Origin of the sequence: Polymorphospora sp. NPDC050346, from assembly GCF_040655695.1 — a bacterium.
Taxonomy (GTDB): domain Bacteria; phylum Actinomycetota; class Actinomycetes; order Mycobacteriales; family Micromonosporaceae; genus Polymorphospora; species Polymorphospora lycopeni.
Map to the genome: position 1 here is coordinate 193,985 of NZ_JBFAKM010000012.1, position 17,943 is coordinate 211,927.

The 17,943-nt window shown below is 73.1% G+C and carries 16 protein-coding genes and 1 other RNA gene; 2 read left to right on the forward strand and 15 right to left on the reverse strand.

Going from position 1 to position 17,943, the window contains the following annotated elements:
• Positions 1–74 precede the first annotated feature (74 nt).
• The 3 genes from AB0I42_RS15430 to AB0I42_RS15440 all read right to left on the reverse strand — a co-directional run bounded on the left by AB0I42_RS15430 (position 75) and on the right by AB0I42_RS15440 (position 2,467).
• Entirely contained in the window at positions 75–1,553 is a 1,479-nt protein-coding gene (locus tag AB0I42_RS15430; protein WP_357537777.1) for an RNB domain-containing ribonuclease, read from the reverse strand.
• 160 nt (positions 1,554–1,713) lie between these two features.
• On the reverse strand, positions 1,714–1,917 hold the full coding sequence (locus AB0I42_RS15435) for a hypothetical protein (RefSeq protein WP_357520771.1): 204 nt from the start codon (positions 1,915–1,917) through the stop codon (positions 1,714–1,716).
• 127 nt (positions 1,918–2,044) lie between these two features.
• Positions 2,045–2,467, reverse strand: coding sequence for a hypothetical protein (locus AB0I42_RS15440; RefSeq protein ID WP_357537779.1), 423 nt, complete (start codon positions 2,465–2,467; stop codon positions 2,045–2,047).
• Between the two features lie 158 nt (positions 2,468–2,625).
• Between AB0I42_RS15440 and AB0I42_RS15445 the strand changes: the two genes are divergently transcribed.
• A complete protein-coding gene (locus AB0I42_RS15445; protein ID WP_357537781.1) occupies positions 2,626–3,087 on the forward strand; it encodes a DUF1707 domain-containing protein in 462 nt (153 codons plus the stop codon).
• Between the two features lie 30 nt (positions 3,088–3,117).
• Here AB0I42_RS15445 and rnpB read toward each other — a convergent pair.
• The 7 genes from rnpB to AB0I42_RS15480 all read right to left on the reverse strand — a co-directional run bounded on the left by rnpB (position 3,118) and on the right by AB0I42_RS15480 (position 10,103).
• Positions 3,118–3,532: RNase P RNA component class A (gene rnpB / locus AB0I42_RS15450), an RNA gene on the reverse strand.
• A gap of 169 nt (positions 3,533–3,701) precedes the next feature.
• Positions 3,702–5,045, reverse strand: coding sequence for a glycoside hydrolase family 18 protein (locus AB0I42_RS15455; RefSeq protein ID WP_357537783.1), 1,344 nt, complete (start codon positions 5,043–5,045; stop codon positions 3,702–3,704).
• Between the two features lie 237 nt (positions 5,046–5,282).
• Positions 5,283–6,557, reverse strand: a complete 1,275-nt coding sequence (locus tag AB0I42_RS15460; RefSeq protein ID WP_357537785.1) for a bifunctional RNase H/acid phosphatase — start codon at positions 6,555–6,557, stop codon at positions 5,283–5,285.
• Complete coding sequence (locus AB0I42_RS15465; RefSeq protein WP_357537786.1) at positions 6,554–7,294, reverse strand: C4-type zinc ribbon domain-containing protein; 741 nt, start codon at positions 7,292–7,294, stop codon at positions 6,554–6,556. Before AB0I42_RS15465 ends, AB0I42_RS15460 begins: the two co-directional genes overlap by 4 nt.
• The gene (locus AB0I42_RS15470) at positions 7,291–8,151 is read right to left on the reverse strand and encodes a Nif3-like dinuclear metal center hexameric protein (RefSeq protein WP_357537838.1); all 861 of its coding nucleotides are present in this window, start codon (positions 8,149–8,151) and stop codon (positions 7,291–7,293) included. The genes AB0I42_RS15465 and AB0I42_RS15470 overlap by 4 nt, the downstream gene beginning before the upstream one ends.
• A gap of 142 nt (positions 8,152–8,293) precedes the next feature.
• Positions 8,294–8,839: a flavoprotein gene (locus AB0I42_RS15475; RefSeq protein ID WP_357537788.1), complete on the reverse strand. Its 546-nt coding sequence runs from the start codon at positions 8,837–8,839 to the stop codon at positions 8,294–8,296.
• Positions 8,840–8,876: 37 nt separating this feature from the next.
• Positions 8,877–10,103: a helix-turn-helix domain-containing protein gene (locus AB0I42_RS15480; protein ID WP_357537790.1), complete on the reverse strand. Its 1,227-nt coding sequence runs from the start codon at positions 10,101–10,103 to the stop codon at positions 8,877–8,879.
• Positions 10,104–10,396: 293 nt separating this feature from the next.
• On the opposite strand from AB0I42_RS15480, the gene AB0I42_RS15485 reads away from it, so the two are divergent.
• Complete coding sequence (locus tag AB0I42_RS15485) at positions 10,397–11,062, forward strand: bifunctional DNA primase/polymerase (protein ID WP_357537792.1); 666 nt, start codon at positions 10,397–10,399, stop codon at positions 11,060–11,062.
• An 82-nt stretch (positions 11,063–11,144) separates the two neighbouring features.
• Here AB0I42_RS15485 and AB0I42_RS15490 read toward each other — a convergent pair whose 3' ends face one another.
• Genes AB0I42_RS15490 through AB0I42_RS15510 form a run of 5 tightly spaced genes read right to left on the reverse strand, consistent with a single transcriptional unit; the run spans position 11,145 to position 17,527 of the window.
• The gene (locus AB0I42_RS15490; RefSeq protein WP_357537840.1) at positions 11,145–11,942 is read right to left on the reverse strand and encodes an FAD:protein FMN transferase; all 798 of its coding nucleotides are present in this window, start codon (positions 11,940–11,942) and stop codon (positions 11,145–11,147) included.
• A gap of 58 nt (positions 11,943–12,000) precedes the next feature.
• Entirely contained in the window at positions 12,001–12,606 is a 606-nt protein-coding gene (locus tag AB0I42_RS15495; protein ID WP_357537794.1) for an FMN-binding protein, read from the reverse strand.
• 9 nt (positions 12,607–12,615) lie between these two features.
• Positions 12,616–14,040, reverse strand: a complete 1,425-nt coding sequence (locus AB0I42_RS15500) for a ferric reductase-like transmembrane domain-containing protein (protein WP_357537796.1) — start codon at positions 14,038–14,040, stop codon at positions 12,616–12,618.
• Positions 14,037–15,407 carry a DUF1501 domain-containing protein gene (locus tag AB0I42_RS15505; protein WP_357537798.1) on the reverse strand — a complete coding sequence of 457 codons (1,371 nt, stop codon included), beginning with the start codon at positions 15,405–15,407 and terminating at the stop codon, positions 14,037–14,039. Before AB0I42_RS15505 ends, AB0I42_RS15500 begins: the two co-directional genes overlap by 4 nt.
• Before the next feature lie 20 nt (positions 15,408–15,427).
• Positions 15,428–17,527 carry a DUF1800 domain-containing protein gene (locus AB0I42_RS15510; RefSeq protein WP_357537799.1) on the reverse strand — a complete coding sequence of 700 codons (2,100 nt, stop codon included), beginning with the start codon at positions 17,525–17,527 and terminating at the stop codon, positions 15,428–15,430.
• Positions 17,528–17,943: the final 416 nt, after the last annotated feature.

Below are 17,943 nucleotides of genomic sequence, written 5' to 3' on the forward strand. Positions count from 1 at the left end.
GACACGCCGCACGACGAACGCCTGAACAGCAGACGATCACGGTGCTCACCATCAGTCACGACGGCACCCCACCGTCAGGCGCGTTCGAAGAGGACCTTGCGGGTGACCGGGTCGGCGGTGACCAGACGCACCCGTACCCGCTCTCCCAGCGGCAGTTCGCCCTCGCACCGGGCGCGTACCGGCGGCTCGTCGATCGCGATCCGGCCACCCGGCCGGCGAACTTTGCGCCCCGCGTTACCGGAGCCGGCCGCCGCGTTGCCGCCGTCCCCGGTGTTGGCCGGCGGCTTCGGCGGGGCGTCCACGTCGACCACCGCCGCGTCGAACTCCTCACCCACCCGGTCCTGCAGAAGGACCGCCTCCACCAGGTCGATCGCGCCCCGGTCGGCGGCCGACGCGACCCGGTCGGTCGACGTCATCAACTCCGGCATCTTCGGCAGCGCCGCCCGCAGCCAGTCCGGCACCGGTTCCCCGGCGTGCAGGGCCAGGCACACCTCGGTCGCGTACCGGTCGGCGAGCCGGCGCAGCGGCGCGGTGACGTGCGCGTACGGCGCCGCCACTCCCCCGTGCCCGGGATCGTCGGGGACGTCACCGTCGAAGGCGGTGTAGCCGGCGCCGCGCATCAACTCGGCCGCCTGGTCGAGAAACGCGGCACCACGCGGGTCGGCCGGGTCGACGGCCGCCAGCATCCGCCCGACCGCGAGATCCGCCGGCCAGTCGACGCCGAGCCCGGCCGCGGCGACCCGAAGGCGCTCGACCGCGTCCGGTCGCGGCGCCGGCATCGTACGCAGCAGCCCGATCCGGCCGGCGAGCATGATGCCGGCGGCGGCCATCCCGGTCAGCAGCGAGATCTGCGCGTTGTAGTCCTCGATCAGCCGGGGCGGGCGCAGCACCAGCCGCCAACCGTCGCCGTGCGGCTCGATCTCCTGCTCCGGCAGCGGCAGGTTGACCGCACCCCGGTCCAGGCCCCGCTCGACCAGCAGCGCCCCGATCTCCGGCAGCAGGGCGACCGGCTCCGGCACCGTACCCGCGTCGACGTCGGCCTGCACACCGGCATAGTCGAGCTTGGCGCGGCTGCGTACCCGGGCCCGCCGTACGTCGACCTCGGTGATCGCCCCGTCGGCGTCCAGGTCGATTGTCCACAGCACGGCGGGTCGTACGACGTCCGGCAGCAGGCTCGCCGCACCCTTGCTCAGCACGGTCGGGTGCAGCGGCACCTTCCCGTCCGGCAGGTAGATGGTCTGGCCGCGCCGCCACGTCTCCGCCTCCAGCGCGCCACCGGGCCGGACGAACGGCACCACGTCGGCGATCGCGTAGTGCACCCGGTAGCCGCCGCCCGCCCGGCGGGCCAGGCACACCGCCTGGTCCAGGTCACGCGACGTCGGCGGGTCGATCGTCACCAGCGGCAGGTCGGTGCGGTCGAGTTCGGGCGGCGCCACCCCGGCCGCCTCCTCGGCCTCGACCAGCGCCGGGGGCGGGAACTCCGTCGGCAGGTCCAGTTCACGGCGCAGGCCGCCGAAGTCGATGCGGGGCGCGAGTACGCGACGGATCACCACCGGTCATTCCTACCAGTGCCGGTGGCCCGACGCGATCACCGCGACGGCTCGATCCCGTTCCCTCGATCGTGTTCCCGCTCGCGCCCCTTGATCATCAGGTGTCCAGCGGTACGACACGCCGTACCTGCCGCCGCTGCGCACCTGACGATCATGAACGGCGCTACCGCTCGTCGCCGGCCCAGCGTTCGTCCTCCGCCTTCCAGGCGGCGTTGCGCTCGTCGACCCGCTGCATCGCCTGCTCGGCGGCGGCCCGGGTCGGGTACGGCCCGAGCACGTACCGGTCGGCGCACTTGTCGCTCGGGGTCTCGACCCGGTGGTGACGCGTGCACCAGTAGTACTGCACATCACTTCCGATGCCACTCATGGCACAACTCTGCACCGCGCACGGCCGCCCCGCCACCGCTGCGCCGTACCCGGTGCGTTCCGGCCGCCGGCCGGGCGTCGGCGAGGCACACGTGACGCGACTCCGAACACTGTGGACGCGGCACCGGTCAGTCGACGGCGGGCTCCGGCGGTACGTGGGACTCCGTCACCACGCGGACGAAGGTCTCCCGGACGCGCGCATAGTCGGCGGGCTCGACGGACCAGACCCACCAGTGACCGCTGTCGACCATGAGGATCCGCAACCGTGGCAGGCCGGCGTCGTCGAACCCGACGAAGTCACCGTCGATGACCTGAACGTCCGTGTCGGCCAGCGCCACCATCTCCGCCCAGGAGAGTCGCACACCCGCCGGCTCCCGTGACTGGTCCTCGACGGCGAGGGTGCCCTGCGGCCACACGGCGCGGACGTCGCCGTTGAACTCCGCCCAGAACAGCCGCCAGTGCAGCGGCCCGCGATCACCGAGGCACCGCATGACCTCGCCGAGGCCGATCAGGGTTCCGTCCACCCAGCAGGGCATCCGCACCGCGTGCACGGCCCCATGATGCCTGACCGGCCGATGGGGCAGACCGCTCGACGTCAGCCTGGACAGAGCGGGCTTGGACGCGGCCGCCCGACTCGTCACGCCGGCCTGGCACAGCGAGAATCGGCGAGAGCCCATCAGCATGACCGGGTCGTCAGTAGGCTCCGCTTGTGAACGACCTGCGGGTGTCCGATCGTGACCGGGAAGCTGTCGTGAGCCGGCTCGGTGCCGCCGCCGGCGAGGGGCGGCTGTCCATCGCCGAACTCGGCGACCGGTCCGGGCAGGCGTATGCCGCGAAGACCTACGGTGAGCTGGAGGCCCTGGTCGCCGACCTGCCGCCGGCGGAGCGCGAGCACCCGAGCCCGGTCGTCGATTACACCGGCCCGACCCTGTCGCTCTTGGCGCTGGCCGGAGGCGTGGTCTGGATGCCGCTGTTTCCGCACTTCGACTTCGGCGCCCTGCCGGCAGTCGTCGGCGTCGTGTTCGGCGTTTTCGGGATCCGGGCAAGCGCTCACGCCATCTGCCGTGCGGTGTCGGTCCTGGGGCTCGTCGGAGGCTCGATAGGCGTCGTACTGCAAGTCGCCTGGATCGCTCTGCACGTACTGAGTTACGCGCACGACTCGATCTTCTGATGCGTAACAGACCAACGACCTGGTGGGCGACGGACGAGTCGATCTGTACGCCGGATTTTGTGACCGGCGCCACCGGAGACCGGTGACGTCGGCGGCGGCCATCCATCTAGGCCTGCCGTTGCCGGCAGGCTCGAGCGGCCTACCCGCAGGCTCGGGCGGGCCGCCCTCGAACGCCTGCGCAGACCATCGCCTTGCGGCGAGGGCCCTTCTTGGCCTTGCTCCGGGTGGGGTTTACCGAGCCATCCCGGTCACCCGGGATGCTGGTGGGCTCTTACCCCACCGTTTCACCCTTACCGGCCCGGTTGTCCGGTCCGGCGGTTTGTTTTCTGTGGCACTTTCCCGCGGGTCGCCCCGGGTTGCCGTTAGCAACCACCCTGCCCTGTGGAGTCCGGACGTTCCTCGTCGGCGGGTTCGCACCCGCCGACGCGACCGCCCGATCGACTCGTCCGTCGCGCCGACAATCCTACGGGCTGGCCTGGCGAGGCTCCCAACCCCGCCCATGATCCCCGTGATCAGGGGCCGTGAACCCCGGCACACCGACGACGCGCGCGACAAAGTCCCTGATCACGGGGGATCATGGGCCCGGCGCCGGAGGGGCGCCGGGCCACAGCGCGTTACGGGGTCCAGAGGCCCAGGTGGATGGTGCGGGTTAGGGTCGCGTTCTCGTCGTCGCCGTCCAGCGACCACATCATCGCGCCGCCGAGGCCCTTGGTCCGGATGTAGAGCGCCTTCTGCAGCACGACGGCCGGGTCGTCGTACGTCCAGAAGGTGGTGCCGTCGAAGAGCCAGGCGTGGCCGGCGCGCAGGTCGCGGTGCACCCGGTAGCCGTTCTTGCCGACCAGGTTCTTGAGCAGCTTGTAGTCCTCGTAGCCGGCCTCGTACGTCGCCGGCGCCGGCCCGGTCGAGTTGCCGAACAGGCCGGTCCGGCTGCCGGTGATCCCGGTCCAGCCACGCCCGTAGTAGGGGATGCCGAGCACGAGCTTGTCGCGCGGCGCGCCCCGGGAGGTCCAGGCGTCGATGGTGCGGTCGACGGAGTACGCCGGTTCGGTGGCGCCGGCCGGCACCCGCAGCGCCGACTGGTGGTTGGCGACCGACTCCCAACTGCCGTGGAAGTCGTAGCCCTGCACGGTGACGAAGTCGAAGCTCTTCAGCACCTTGCGGACCTCGAAGCCGGCGTCGATCGCGGTCGGGTTGGCCGGTACGAACGCGGTCAGCTCGTAGTGCTTGCGGTCGGTGCGGCCGACGGCGTCGAGCTGGCGGCGGAACTCGGCGGCGAGGGCGGTGAAGTTCTGCTTGTCCTCGGGGCGGATGACGTTGCCGGGTTCGCCGGCCGAGCCGGGCCATTCCCAGTCGAGGTCGATGCCGTCGAAGAGGCCGGCCGCGGCGCCGGGGCCGCCGGCGCTGCCGTCCGGGTTGGGCAGGTTGCCCTTGATGTAGAGGTCGATGCAGGAGGCGACGAACCGTTCCCGGGCCTCCTTGGTGACGGCCGCGTTGGAGAAGTACGTCGACCAGCTCCAGCCACCGAGCGAGATCATCACCTTGAGGTCGGGGTGCAGGGTCTTGAGCTTCTGGAGTTGGCCGAAGTTGCCGTTGAGGGGTTCGCCCCAGGTGTCGGCGACACCGTCGACGCTCTCCTCCGCGGGCACCGGCCGCTGGTAGTCGGCCCACGGGTCGCCTTCGCCGGGGCCGCCGTCGATGTAGCAGCGGCCGTCCTCGGAGACGTTGCCGAAGGCGTAGTTGACGTGGGTGAGGCGGGCGGCGGCACCGGAGTCGTGGAGTTTCTTGACGGTGAAGGCCCGGCCGTAGATGCCCCACTGGGTGAAGTAGCCGACCTTGTGGAAGCCGTCGCGGTGCCGGTTGCCCCCGAAGGCGTTGGCGGCGCTGGCGGGGGCCACGGTGACCAGCACGGCGACGGTGGCGACGACGGCCGCGACGCGGCGGCCGAGATGTCTGCGCATTCGTACTCCCTGGCGGGTTGGAGCCGAAATCAGTTAGGAAACTTTGCTGATTGACGAAGGTATGCCGAACCGCGACCCGGGTCAATCCCCACCCGCCCCAGGGCTCCCACGCCGGCGGACCAAAGCCCGCCGATCGAGGAGAAATCATGGCGATCCCCGCCTGATTCGCCCACAACATCCCCTTGATCAACGCAGAAGCCGCCCCCGGCGCGTGGCGTCGGGGGCGGCTTTCGGCTCTCAGTGCAGGTGGGACGTGTCGTTGACCGTGCGTACGGCGACGTTGCCGTCCGGCCAGGTGTCCACCACGGACAGTCCAGCCGGGTCGAGGTAGAGGCGGTGCAGGAACGCGTCGCCCGCCGCGAGCGCGTCGCGCAGCAGGATCTTCACCGGCGAGACGTGCGAGACCACCACCACGGTCCCACCCGGGTACGTCGTCAGCAGCCCCGCCGCGACCCGACGGACCCGTTTGGTGACCGCCGCGAACGACTCGCCGCCGGGCGGCGCCACCGCCACCGACTTCAGCCACCGGTCGAGTTCGGCCGGCCAGCGGTCGCGTACCTCGGCGAAGGTGTGCCCCTCCCAGACGCCGAAGTCGACCTCGATCAGGTCCGGCTCGACCACCACCGGCGGTCCGCCGAGCGTCGCGGCGACCGTTTCGGCGGTGGCCGTACAGCGCGACAGCGGTGAGGTGACCACGGCCGCGACCGGCGTGTCGCCGACGAGCCGGGCGATCCGGTCGGCGGCGGCGGCGACCTGGTCCCGGCCCCGTTCGGACAGCGGAATGTCGCCGCGCCCGGAGTAGCGGCGCTGGGCGGTGTAGTCGGTCTCGCCGTGCCGGAGCAGCACCAGCCGGGTCGCCGCCGACACCGGCCGGGGTTCCCACGTCGGCCGGGCCGCGCCGCCCTTCGCCGCCGCCCGCGCGGCGACCTCCCGGGCCTGGGCCCGGGCCGCCGAGTCGGGGCCGGCGACCTGGCGGGCCTCCTCGTCCACCCCACCGGCCGCCGGCCCGGGGACCGCCGCGGCGGCCCGCGCCGGCCCGACCGCGCCCGGCTCGGCGGCGGTGACGACGGCACCGGCCGGCCCCCGGGCCGGCTTGCCGGCGGCGCGGTCCATCGCGGCGTTGGCCAGCCCGTCGGCGTGCTTGTTGCGCTCGCGCGGGATCCAGCCGAAGGTGACCGCGTCGAAGCGGCGTACGAGGGTGGCGGCCTGGGCGGCCAGCGGCCGCAGGCCGGCGTTCTTGATCTGCCAGCGGCCGGACATCTGCTCGACGACCAGCTTGGAGTCCATCCGGACGTCGACCTCGCTGGCGCCGAGTTCGGCGGCGGCCTCCAGGCCGGCGAGCAGCCCACGGTATTCCGCCACGTTGTTGGTGGCGACGCCGATCGCCTCGGCCCGCTCGGCGAGCACCTCGCCGCTGCCGGCGTCACGGACGACGGCGCCGAAGCCGGCCGGTCCGGGGTTGCCGCGGGCTCCGCCGTCGGCCTCGACGACGACCTTCGGGCCGCCGGTCACAGACCGGATTCCGCGGTACGGACCATGATGCGCCGGCACTCCTCGCAGCGCACCACCTCGTCGGCGGGGGCCGCCTTGATCCGGGCCCGGTCCGCGCCGTACAGCTCCAGCCGGCAGCCACCGCACCGGCCGTGGGTCACCAGCGCGGCGCCGAGGCCGCCCGACGACTCGCGGATCTTGTCGTAGAGGGTGACCAGATCGGCGGGCAGGTCGGCGGCGAGCGGCTGGCGGGCGGTGGTCTTGAACTCCTCTTCCTTGGTGATGTCGGCCAGCGCCTGGTCGCGTCGCACCTCGGTCGCCGCGCGCTTGTCCCGGGTCTGCGCGAGCCGGCTCTCGACGTCGTCGACGGCGGCCTGGGCGGTCTCCCGCTGCTCCATCAGTTCCAGTTCGGCGTCCTCGAGTTCGGTCTGCCGGCGGTTGAGCGAGTTCAGCTCGTGCTGGAGGGCCTCGAGTTCGCGGGCCGGGCCGCGCCCGGCGGTCAGCCGGTCCTGGTCCTTGTCCTTGCGGACCCGGACCTGTTCGATGTCGCGCTCCAGCCGGGCGATGTCCCGGTCGAGGTCGTCGACGGTGACCTGGGCGCGGACCCGCTCGTCCTCCAGCGCCGACAGCTCCCGGGCCAGCTCGTCCAGCCCGGCGTGCTCGGGCAGGGTACGCCGCTTGTGGGCGAGCTGGGCGAGCGCGGTGTCGATCGCCTGAAGGTCGAGCAGGCGACGCTGGTCTTGCGGGTCGGCCTTCACGGAGTGGGCTCCTTAGGGGTGGGTACGGAGTTGGCGTGCAACGTCCACGGATCGGTGTCCACATCGGACACGATGACGGGCAGGCCGGGATCGGCGCGCAGGTGGTCGGCGACGTCGTCGAGCCAGGGCCGCTCGGTCGCCCAGTGCGCGGCGTCGAGCAGTGCCGGGCCGCCCTCGGCCAGGTGCTCGCTGGCCGGGTGGTGGCGCAGGTCGGCGGTCAGGTAGGCGTCGACGCCGGCCGCGACGGCGGCACCGAGGTAGGAGTCGCCGGCCCCGCCGCAGACCGCCACCGTCTCGATCCGGCGGTCGGCGGCGCCGCCGGCGCGTACGCCCCAGGTGGTCCTCGGCAGGGCGGCGGCGGCCAGCGCGGTCAGCTCGGCGAGGGTCATCGGGCGGGACAGCCGGCCGATCCGCCCGATCCCGCGCCCGCCGCCGGCGGCCGGGCCGTCCGGGGCCGCCGGGCGCAGCGGACGCAGGTCGGTCAGGCCCAGCCGGGCGGCCAGCGCGTCGGAGACGCCGGGACTGGCGACGTCGGCGTTGGTGTGCGCCACGTAGAGGGCGATGTCGTGCTTGATGAGCCGGTGGACGACGCGGCCCTTGTAGGTCGTCACGGCGACCGTGGACACCCCGCGCAGCAGGAGCGGATGGTGGGCCACGATCAGGTCGGCGCCGACCTCGACCGCCTCGGCGACCGTCTCCGGCACGCAGTCGACGACGCACAGCACCCGCCGTACGGCGGCCCGGGGGTCACCGACGACCAGCCCGACCCGGTCCCACTGCTCGGCCCAGGCCGGCGGGTAGCGGCGTTCGAGCGCCGCGACGACGTCACCGACCGTGTGGCCGCCGTCGCCCGCCACCCCGTCGGCGGGCCCCGGTCGCGATCCAGTTGTGCTCACGGCGGCCCAGCTTACCGGCTACCGCCCGGCCCGGAGCCCTCCTCGGCGGTGGGCGGCCGCCGCCCACCGGCCACGTCGTCGGGGCCGGCGGGCGGGTGGGTCCTCAGGGGCGGTGGCCGTCGACGCCGACGGCGGCGTGCAGCGCGCCGATGGCGAGCTGCCACGGGAAGCTGTCGAGGCTCTTCTCCCCGGTGCCCGGGGCGTGCAGGGGCATCACGTCGTCGCCGAAGAGGACGGTCACCCCCCAGCCACGCAGCCGGGTCAGGTTGTCGCGGAACACCGGGTGGGCCGCCATCGCCGAGTTGGTGTACGGCATCACGACGATCGGCAGCCCCCGGCCCTGCCCCTCGACCAGCAGGCCGAGGGCGAGGGTGTCGGCGATCCCGGCGGCCCACTTGTTGACCGTGTTCACCGTCGCCGGCGCCACGATGATGGCGTCGGGCGGCGGTAACACGTCGGGGTCGCCGGGGTTCTTGTAGTTGCTGCGTACCGGATGGGTGGTCTGGGCGGCCAGGGCCGGCACGTCGACGAACTTGCGGCCGTCGGGTGTGGTGACGACGCAGACGTCCCAGCCCTGATCCTGGGCCAGCGCCACCAGGCGGCCCACGTTGCGGGCGAGCGGTGAGCCACAGGCGATGATGTACAGCACCCGCGTCGAGTACCCCCTCACGCGGTCGGTCCCCGCGTCATACGCCGACACCCATGTGCTCCGCCAACTCTGCCACCGGGGCGGAGGGCACACCACGGGTTCGGCGCAGTACGTCGGCCATGACCTCGTGCGCGACCGGCCGGCACCGGATCTCGGAGGGGGCCAGCCGGTCGCCCTCGAGGAGCATTTCGCTGGCCTTCTCCACGTCGCCGACCTGGGTGTAGCCGCGAGCGATGTCTATGTAGTGGTGGGCCCGGCGCTCGGGCAGCAGCGCGTTGAAGCCATCGCCGATGGTCTCATGTGTCTCGACCGCGTGGCGCCCCTCGCCCAACTCGACGGCGGCGGCCGCCCGGTGCAGCCGGACGTTGGTCGGCCCGAAACTGGTCCAGTAGTGGTTCTGGTCCTCGCCGACGACCTCGGCGGCCTCGCCCGCGCTGTGCAGCAGGTCGCGTACCGTCGCGCTGTCGCCGATCCGGGCGGCGGCCATCGCCCCCTGGAGCAGCAGCATCCCGTACACCGAGAGGCGTTCGGGGGTGGTCTCCCTCGCGCCGCCGGGGGCGAGGCGGTTGGCGACGTTGACGTTGACCTCCAGGGCTGGGCGGGCCCGGCCGAGGGCGAGCAGGGCGTTGCCGACCCGGTAGGTGGCGACGCCGGCCAGCAGCGGGTCGCCGGCCCGTTGCGCCACCGCGATGGCCCGGTCGCCGGCGAGCCAGGACAGTTCGTGCTCGCCGACCTTGCGCAGGGCCGACGACGCGATCTGGTAGACCTGGCCGAGAAGGTGGGCGGCGTCGCGCCCCTCGACGCTGCCGGCGTACGCGCTGTCGGCGCACTGCGCGTCGCGGACCAGTTTCGGTAACGCCCGGGCCAGTACGCCGTACTTGGCGTGCTGGTAGGTCAGCCAGGCGTGGCTGACCGCCTTGCGCAACTCCCCCAGCGGCTGCGGCTGCGGCGGGGCGTCGAAGAAGGCGCTGATGGAGTCGTACCGCTCCAGGGCGGCCCGGATCTGGTCGACCTCGATCTGGTCGATGCAGTTGACGCTGTCGGGCCGGCGTTCCGGCTCCTTGCCGACCAGCAACTGGACGTCGACCTGGAGGACGTCGGCGATCTCGTAGACCACCGAGAACTTGTCGAGCCGGCGGACCCCCCGTTCGACCTTGTCCACCCAGCTCTTCGACTTGTCGAGCCGGTCGGCGAACACCTGTTGCGACATCTTCCGGCGGGACCGCCAGTATGCGACGCGGCGCCCGATGGGCAGTTCGTCCACGTCCGTTCCTCCCCCTCGCTTGCGCGGCGTTTCCGGGCCGCCAGCTCCAGAGTCCCCCCGACGGGACTACGCCCGGCGCGGTCGTGCTTTGTTCCCCCAGTCAGGGCGCGGCGGCGCCGGTGCCACCCGTTGGTGCTGGTCGCACAGCGGGTACGTCACGTGGCTGACTGATGCTCGTAGTTTTCGATGCAAGTTGCAAACGGCTCTTGGAGTACGCAACGACGGCGTGTCGTGTTTAGTGACGATGCCGGGCGCCTGATATGACGCCCGCCCACGTGGGGAGTTCCCTGACCATGCGGTGGACACTGCGACCATTCCCGACCCTCGACCGGCTGCGCCTGCGGCGAGCCGCGGACCGGTTCGCCGAGCACGGCTGGCCGGTGACCCCGGGCGCCTATCTCGCCGGCCGCCGGTTCGCCTGCGACCGGGCCGGCTGCCCGACGACCGGTTGCCACCCGGCCGACGAGCACTGGGAGCGCACCGCCAGCGCCGACCGGGGCCGGATCAGCCGGTGGTGGCGCCGCCGCCCGCACGCCGTGCTGCTGGCGACCGGGCACACCTTCGACGCGCTGGAGGTGCCCGCATCTCTCGGGCTGCGGGTGCTCGGGGCGACCCGCCTGCACGCCGGGCTCGGCTCGAGCCAGCTCCGGATCCGCGGCCCGGTCGCGGTGACGCCGACGGCCCGCTGGATGTTCCTGGTACGCCCCGGCGACCCGCTGCGTCCCGAACTCGAGGAGAGCCTCGACGTGGTCCGGCACGGGCCGGGCTCGTGGGTGCCCGCGCCACCGACCCGGCTGCCCGAGGGGCCGGTGCGCTGGATGGTGGCGCCGCACGAGTGCCGGTGGCGGCTGCCCGACTCGTACGCCGTACAGGCGATGCTGGTCGACGCGCTCGGCGCGCCACGGCCGGCGCTCCGGGCGCTGGCCCGGCAACGATCCACACTGCACAACGCCGCCTGAGCCCCGGCGCCGGCCCGCGCCGGAGTGCCCGATCGGGGACCGGGGTCGCGGGCTCGGCGCGGGCGGGGTCAGCCATGTCAGGTCACAACGTAGTGCGATAACGATCATGGGTCGATCCCCTGAACGGCGTATCCGCCTCCCGACCTGCGGGTCCGCCGTCGCCGACGACCGGCAGCCCGGCGGAACGCAGACACGTCGCGTCGTCGGCGACCACCGCGCACTCGTGGCCGGCCCGCCCGGCCAGCCAGTCCGGACCGGAGCGGCCCATCGCCACCGCCGCCGTCGCGTAGGCGTCGGCGACCCCGAGGTCGGCGCCGACGACGGTGACCGAGCGCAGGCCACGGGCCGGTCGACCGGTGCGCGGGTCGACGACGTGGTGGCCGCGCTCGTAGACCCCGGACGTGGCCACCGCGAGATCGGTGCCGGCCAGCACCCAGGCGACCTTCGTGGCGTTCCACGGATGCCGTACGCCGATCCGCCACGGCCGTCCCGACGAGGCGTGGCCGCGCACCCGTACGTCGCCACCGGCGTTGAGGCAGTGGTTGGCCGCGCCGGCGGCGAGCAGCCGGTCCGAGGCGACCTGCACCGCCCAGCCCTTGACGTAGCCGGACGGGTCCAGGCGGCCGGTGGCGTACGCGTCGAAGTAGCCGTCGGTCTCGCCCCACAGCTCGGCGCAGCGCTCCAGTACGGCCCGCAGGTCGGCCGAGGCCTCCGGCGGCGACAGCGTCCCCCGGTCGAGGCGGCTCACCTCGCTGTCGTCGCGGTAGGTGCTGAACCGCGCGTCGACCAGGCGCAGCCAGGCGAACACCCCGTCGGCCAGCTCGTCCAGTGTGGACGGCCGTAGCGGGTCGGCGAGGTCGAGGCTGACCGCCGTACCCATGACGTGCTCGACCCGGCGCAGGCCGGGCCGCAGCCGCCGGCCGGACCGGACCCCCATGTCAGCCCCGCTCTCCCCGGGCGGCGGCGTCGATCGCGCCCTGCAGCGACTCCCGGTAGCTCTGGCTGGTGTAGGTGGCGCCGGAGACGGTGTCGAGGTCGGCGCCCTGCTCGCGCAGGGCCTCGGCCCGCAGCAGCGGTTCGGCGCGGGCGCTGAGCTGGCTGGAGCGCGACGAGCTCTCCGGCATCTCCAGCGTGCGGATCTCGGTGATCCGGTCGCCGGTCACGGTGATCTGCACCTGGACCGCGCCGTAGTCGTTGGCCGCGACCGGCCCGGTCACCTTGTGCGGACCGGCCGCCGTCGGCGGCGCGGCCGGCGTGGTGCGGGCCGGGCCGGGCGCCGCGCCGGTACGGGTCGGCTGCCCGGCCGGCGCGGACCGGGACGGCCGGGCCGACGGGGCGGGTTCGTCCGCCGGGGTCGCCGACGGCGCCGGCGACGGGGTGGCCGGGTCGGCGGACGGTGGGACCGGGCCGGACGGCGCGGTGCCGGTCGGCCCGGCCAGCACCGGCGGCGGGGCGGCCGGACCGGAGGCGGCGGCGCCCTTGACCACCACGAGCAGGGTGGTGCCGGCGGCCAGGCCGGCGAGGCCGAGGACGGCGCGACGCATCGGATCTCCCTACAGCTCGAACGTGGCGACGTGGATCTGCCGGCGCGGCACACCGGCCCGGCGCAGTGCCCGTACCGACGCCTCGACCAGGCCGGGCGGGCCGCAGAGGTAGACGTCGCGGCGGGCCACGTCGGGTACGAGGTGACGCAGCCCGGCGGCGCTGAGCACCTGCCGGGGGCCGGGGTCGTCGCGGGAGCCGATGACGTACCAGACGTCGGCGTGCCGGGCCCGGGCCAGCCAGTCCAGTTCGCGCCGCAGCAGCACGTCGGCGGTGGTACGGGCCCGATAGATCAGCGCCGCGCCCGGCGGCAGCTCCTCCAGCAGGGCCCGGACCGGGGCGATGCCGCTGCCGCCGGCGATGAGCAGGGCGTTGTCGCGGGTGCGGTGGGCGGCGGTGAAGGTGCCCGCCGGACCGTCGGCCCAGACCCGCGTACCCGGGTCGAGGTCGCGCAGGTCGGCGGTGTGCCGGCCGACGACCTTGACGGTGATCCGCAGCCAGCGGCCGTTGCGGGCGGCCGAGACCGAGAACGGGTGCGCCTGCCACCAGCAGCCGCGGGCGAGGAACCGCCAGCGGAAGAACTGGCCGCCGAGCGTCTCGAGCTGGTCGAGCCGGTGGCCGGTCAGGTAGACCGAGACGGTGTCCGGGCTCTCGGCGACCACGTCGGCGACCCGCAGCCGGTGCCGGAAGTTGAACACCAGGGGCTCGACGATCCGGCCCCACAGCAGGGCGACGAGCACCCCCGCGTACATCGCGATCCACAGGGTGCGGACCGGGCCGGGCCGGAAGAGTTGCTGGCCGTGCGCGAACTGGTGCCCGAACCCGAGCAGGAGTACGGCGTAGCCGGACAGGTGCAGGACGTGCCACAGCTCGTACGGCAGGACCCGGCGGACCGCCCGGATGCCGGTGAGGCCGAGCAGGACCATGACGCCGGCGGCGGCGAACGCGGCGACCATGTGCTGGTATTCGGTGAGCAGCAGCCGCACCTCGCCGGGCACCGATATTCGGTCCAGGCTGGCGTAGCCGAGGACGATCAGGGCCATGTGGGCGAGCACGGCGACGACCAGGGTGGCGCCGATGTCGCGGTGCCAGCGGGTCAGGTGCTCGGCGCCGATCCACCGTTCGAGCGGCCGCAGCCGGCTCATCAGGAGGACCTGGACCAGCAGCACGTAGCCGGCGAAGAGCCCGGTGATCCGGCCGGCGGCGGTCAGCAGTTCGCCGGTGCTGTCGAGCGACCCGGCCGGGGTGTCCAGCCACCACGGCACGACGCTGGCCGCCAGGCCGGTCCAGAGCAGCACCGCGACGCCGCGCCGGCCGGCCGCCCCGCGCCGCGGCGGAACCGCGACCGGTACGGCCGGCGATGCGGACGGCCCGGCGCCGGTCCGGGTCGGGGTCTCCCGCCGACGCGCGGCGGACCGGGTGTGGTGGCTGGTCACGCGAACAGCTTCACCGGTGTGTACTTCTGCCGCGGGAAGATCTTCTCCACCTCGGCGTCGGTGAGGCCGAAGCGGCCCTGCGCCACCGATCCGTAAACGTGGAACATGTTGTTGAACTCGGGCACGTCGCCGCTGTCGAGCTTGTCCAGACCCTGCCAGTCGCCGAGCAGCGAGCCGGCCAGCTTCCGGCCGGACAGCACGGTGACCACGCCACCGTGGCCGTGGTCGGTGCCGCTGCCGTTCTGGGCGACCCGGCGGCCGAACTCGCTGGAGACCATGACGGTGACGTCGGCGGCCTTGTCACCGAGGTCGTCGAAGAACGCGGCCAGCGCCGACGCCAGCTCGCCGAGCCGGCGGTACAGGTAGCCGCCGTCACGGGTGCCCTGGTTCTCGTGCGTGTCGTAGCCGCCCATGCCGATCGTGGCGACCCGGACGTTGGCGCCGCCCTTGATCAGGTGGGCGAGCTGGCGGAAGGCGTTGCCGACGCCCTCGTACGTCACGCCCTCGGCGGGTTCGTAGCCCTGCGCGGCGAGCTTGCGCGCGGTGGCGAGCGCCGCGAGGCCGGCGTGCACCGACTCCTCGACCGGGTGGTTGATGCCGGTGAAAAGGCCCTTGATCGCCTCGGCGGTGGCGTCGCGGAACCGGCCGTCGCCGTTGAGGTTCAGCGACCCGACGCTGTTCAGCGAGATCGCGCCGTTGGTGCCGACCAGTGACCGGGGCAGCGTGCTGCCGATGCCGACGCTGCGGAAGGCGGTGCCCGGACCGAGTACGTCGACCAGGCTGTCGAGGAAGCCGCGGCCGCCGGTCTCGTTGGGCAGCCCGCCGAGGTTGCAGGCGTCGGCGGCCTGGAAGTGGCTGCGGGACAGCCGGGGGTCGGACACCGCCGGCACGAAGCCGAGTTGCCCGGCCTTCAGGTGCTTTTCCAGCGGCCGGAAGGCGCCGGTCAGCTTGAAGTTGCGGTCCAGCGCGATCGAGTCGCTGTCGGGCAGGACCAGGTCGGGGCGTACCTTGGCGAGCAGGTCGTCCTCGTCCGCCGGGGCGATGAGGCTGAGCCCGTCGAGCCCGCCGTAGAGGAAGACGTGCACCAGCGTGCCGCCCGGCGTCGCCGCGAACGACGCCCGCGCCGACACGAACTGGGTGGTGGCCAGGGCCGTCACGGTGGCGGCGGCGCCGGCGACGAACGTACGCCGGGTCACCCCGCGCCCGTCCTGCTGGGCCTCCTCCTCGTCGTTCAGCGTCCGGAAGCGGTCACGTTCGGCGGCATCCTCGGCCGCGACGGCGGCGGCCTCGGCCCGCAGGAGCGCGTCGGCCCGGGTGGGTCCGAGCCGGCGCAGGTCTGGACAGGTCGGATGCAGCGGGTATCGCACGTTGGTCTCCATCGGGTGCCTCACCGGAGGTGGTGCATGGGGGAAGCGAGGATCGCCCGCGCGACGGCGACGATGGCGCCGTTGAACGTCGCGTCGACCTTCGTGTCGGCCTGGACCCCGGCGATGCCGAGGATGAGTTTCCGCTGTCCGTCGGTCAGCTTCTGGAACACCAGCCGCTGCGCCAGGGCGTCGAGGTAGGCGCCGGCGGTGGCCGGCGGCGCCGGGACCAGTTCCTGCGGCTTGCGGTAGGTGAACATCTTGCGGTTGCCGGTGAGGATGTTGCCGGCCTCGTTCCAGCCGTTGACCATCGTGCCGGCCGAGGTCCACGCGACGTAGACGTCCGGGTAGCCGTTCGGGGTGGGCTGGCCGGCCGGGAACTGGCCCAGTTCCTCCAGCTTTCCCTTGATCTGCCGCAGGCCCTCGGCGAACGCCGTCCGGTTGGTGTTGGAGTGCTGGTAGCCGGCCGGGGTCTCGGCCGACACGCCGAGCACCCGGTACGTCGCCACCAGGTACTCCATCGGCCGGCGCACCTTCTGGCCGACGGACGCCCAGAATTCCGAGGCGCTGAAGAGGCTCATCAGGACCGGCTTGATCGCGCCCCTGCCGGCCGTGTACGCCTTGGCCAGCCGGTCGACCAGCGACCTGGGCGGGGTGTCGGAGACGAAGCGGGTGGCCAGGTTCGTCGCGATGTAGCGGGCCGTCGAGTCGTGCAGGGCCAGGTAGCGGAAGTAGGCGTCGGCGGCCGCCTCGCCGCCCTCGGCGCTGTTGTTGGCGTGCTGGAAGCCCATGATCCGTACTTCGCCGACGTAGTGCCGCTCGGGCCGGTAGACGTACTGGTCCTCGCGGACCCCCCGGCCGGTCTGCAGTAGTGCGGCCTGCCGTACGTCGGCCTCGGTGTAGCCGCCGTCGACGCCGACCGAGTAGAGCTCGAGGTTCTCCCGGGCCAGGTTCTCGTTGACCTTGTCCTTGCTCGACTGGCTCTGGTTGAGGTAGGTCAGCAGGGCCGGGTGCCGGTTGGCGGCGACCAGCATGTCGGCGTAGTTGCCGAGCGCGTGCTTGCGGATCACCTCGGTCTCGAACGAGGCCCGCTGCGTCCGCGAGCCCTCGAAGTACGCCGCCACGTGCAGGAAATCGGTCCAGAAGTCGACCATCACCTCGAAGAGCTGGCGATCGGACCAGATCTGCCGGGCGATCGTCGCCCACACCGTCTCGTCGTCGGCGTGCACACCGTTGGCGTCGAGGGCTTCGCGCTGCTCGCGCAACTGCGGGATCGACATGCGCAGGGTCTTCAGGTCGGCGAGCCTCAGCTCGGCCGGCGTCGGCGCGATCTTGTCCGGGTCGAGTTGCTCGCGCAGCCAGGCGTCGATGCCCATCCGCTTGATGTCGGCCAGCACCTTCGGCGTCGCGCCGAACGTGGCCCGCTGCGCGAGGTGCCGGATCGGATCCTTGGCCAGGACCGTCTTGACGGTCACCTTGGTCTCCGCGGCGGCCGACGCGGGCCCGGGGTGGCTCTTGCCGGTGACCGGCGAGTTCTTCTTCAGCACCTCACCGGCCCGCGAGCCCATGTAGCTCTCGTTCTGCTCGGTGTAGGTACGTACCGTGCTCGGCTGCTGGCCGCTGGGCCGGGCGGCGCTGCCGTCGGTGACCGCCGGGGCGGTGGCGTCCGGGCCGCCGCCGCGGCCGAGCAGCGAGTCGATCAGCCCGGCCCCCTGCGGCGACATGGCCAGGGCGGCACCGCCGGCGACGACGGCGGCCGTTCCGGTCAGCGCGACCAGTGCCCGGCGCCGGCCGCGCCGCCGCCGGTCGTCGTCCTCGTCGTCGTCGAGATCGGGCAGTACGTCGGTGGTGGACCGTCCGGGTTGGATGACGCCGTCGCCCTGTGGACCGACCCAGCGCGGACCCGGGCGGGGGTCGGCGTAACCGTCGCCGGCGTAACCGTCGCCGGCACGGCCGGGTCCGGCGTGGGCACGTTCGCCGTACCCGCGCGTGGCGTGGCCGTCGCGGGGGTACGGGCCGTACCCGTCGTCGGGACGGTCGTGGGGGTCGGCGGCGGATGGCGGGCGGCCGACCCGTCGACCGTCGTCACGCGACCGGTGTGATGGCACATTCTGGTCAGGCATGTACCGTTCCGTCTTCTCTGGCTGGCACCGGCACGACCGCCGCGACGACGGGCGGATGCGGTCGGCGTCCGCTTCGGGGGTTTCCGGTGCCCAGGGGGTGTGTCGCCCTGCGCCCGGTTGCACGGACGGTAGTCAGCCACCCGGACCGCATCAAGGTCACCCGGATCGGCCCTGACCGGGCACTTAAGACAGCGTTCAGACGGGTACGGACGCGCCGGATCGGCGGGTCTGCGACCGGATGACCGTGAGCAGCGCCGATGTCCGCAAGCGCGCCGCTTGGGCCGGATCGGCGGATCGGCGGGCGGTCCGGACGGCACAGCCAAACTTAAGGAAGCACTAAGCGGGACCCGAAGAAGGAACAGGAGAAGCAGTTAGGGGCCCGCCGAACGGGTATCCCGGCAGCGGCCCGTTGACGT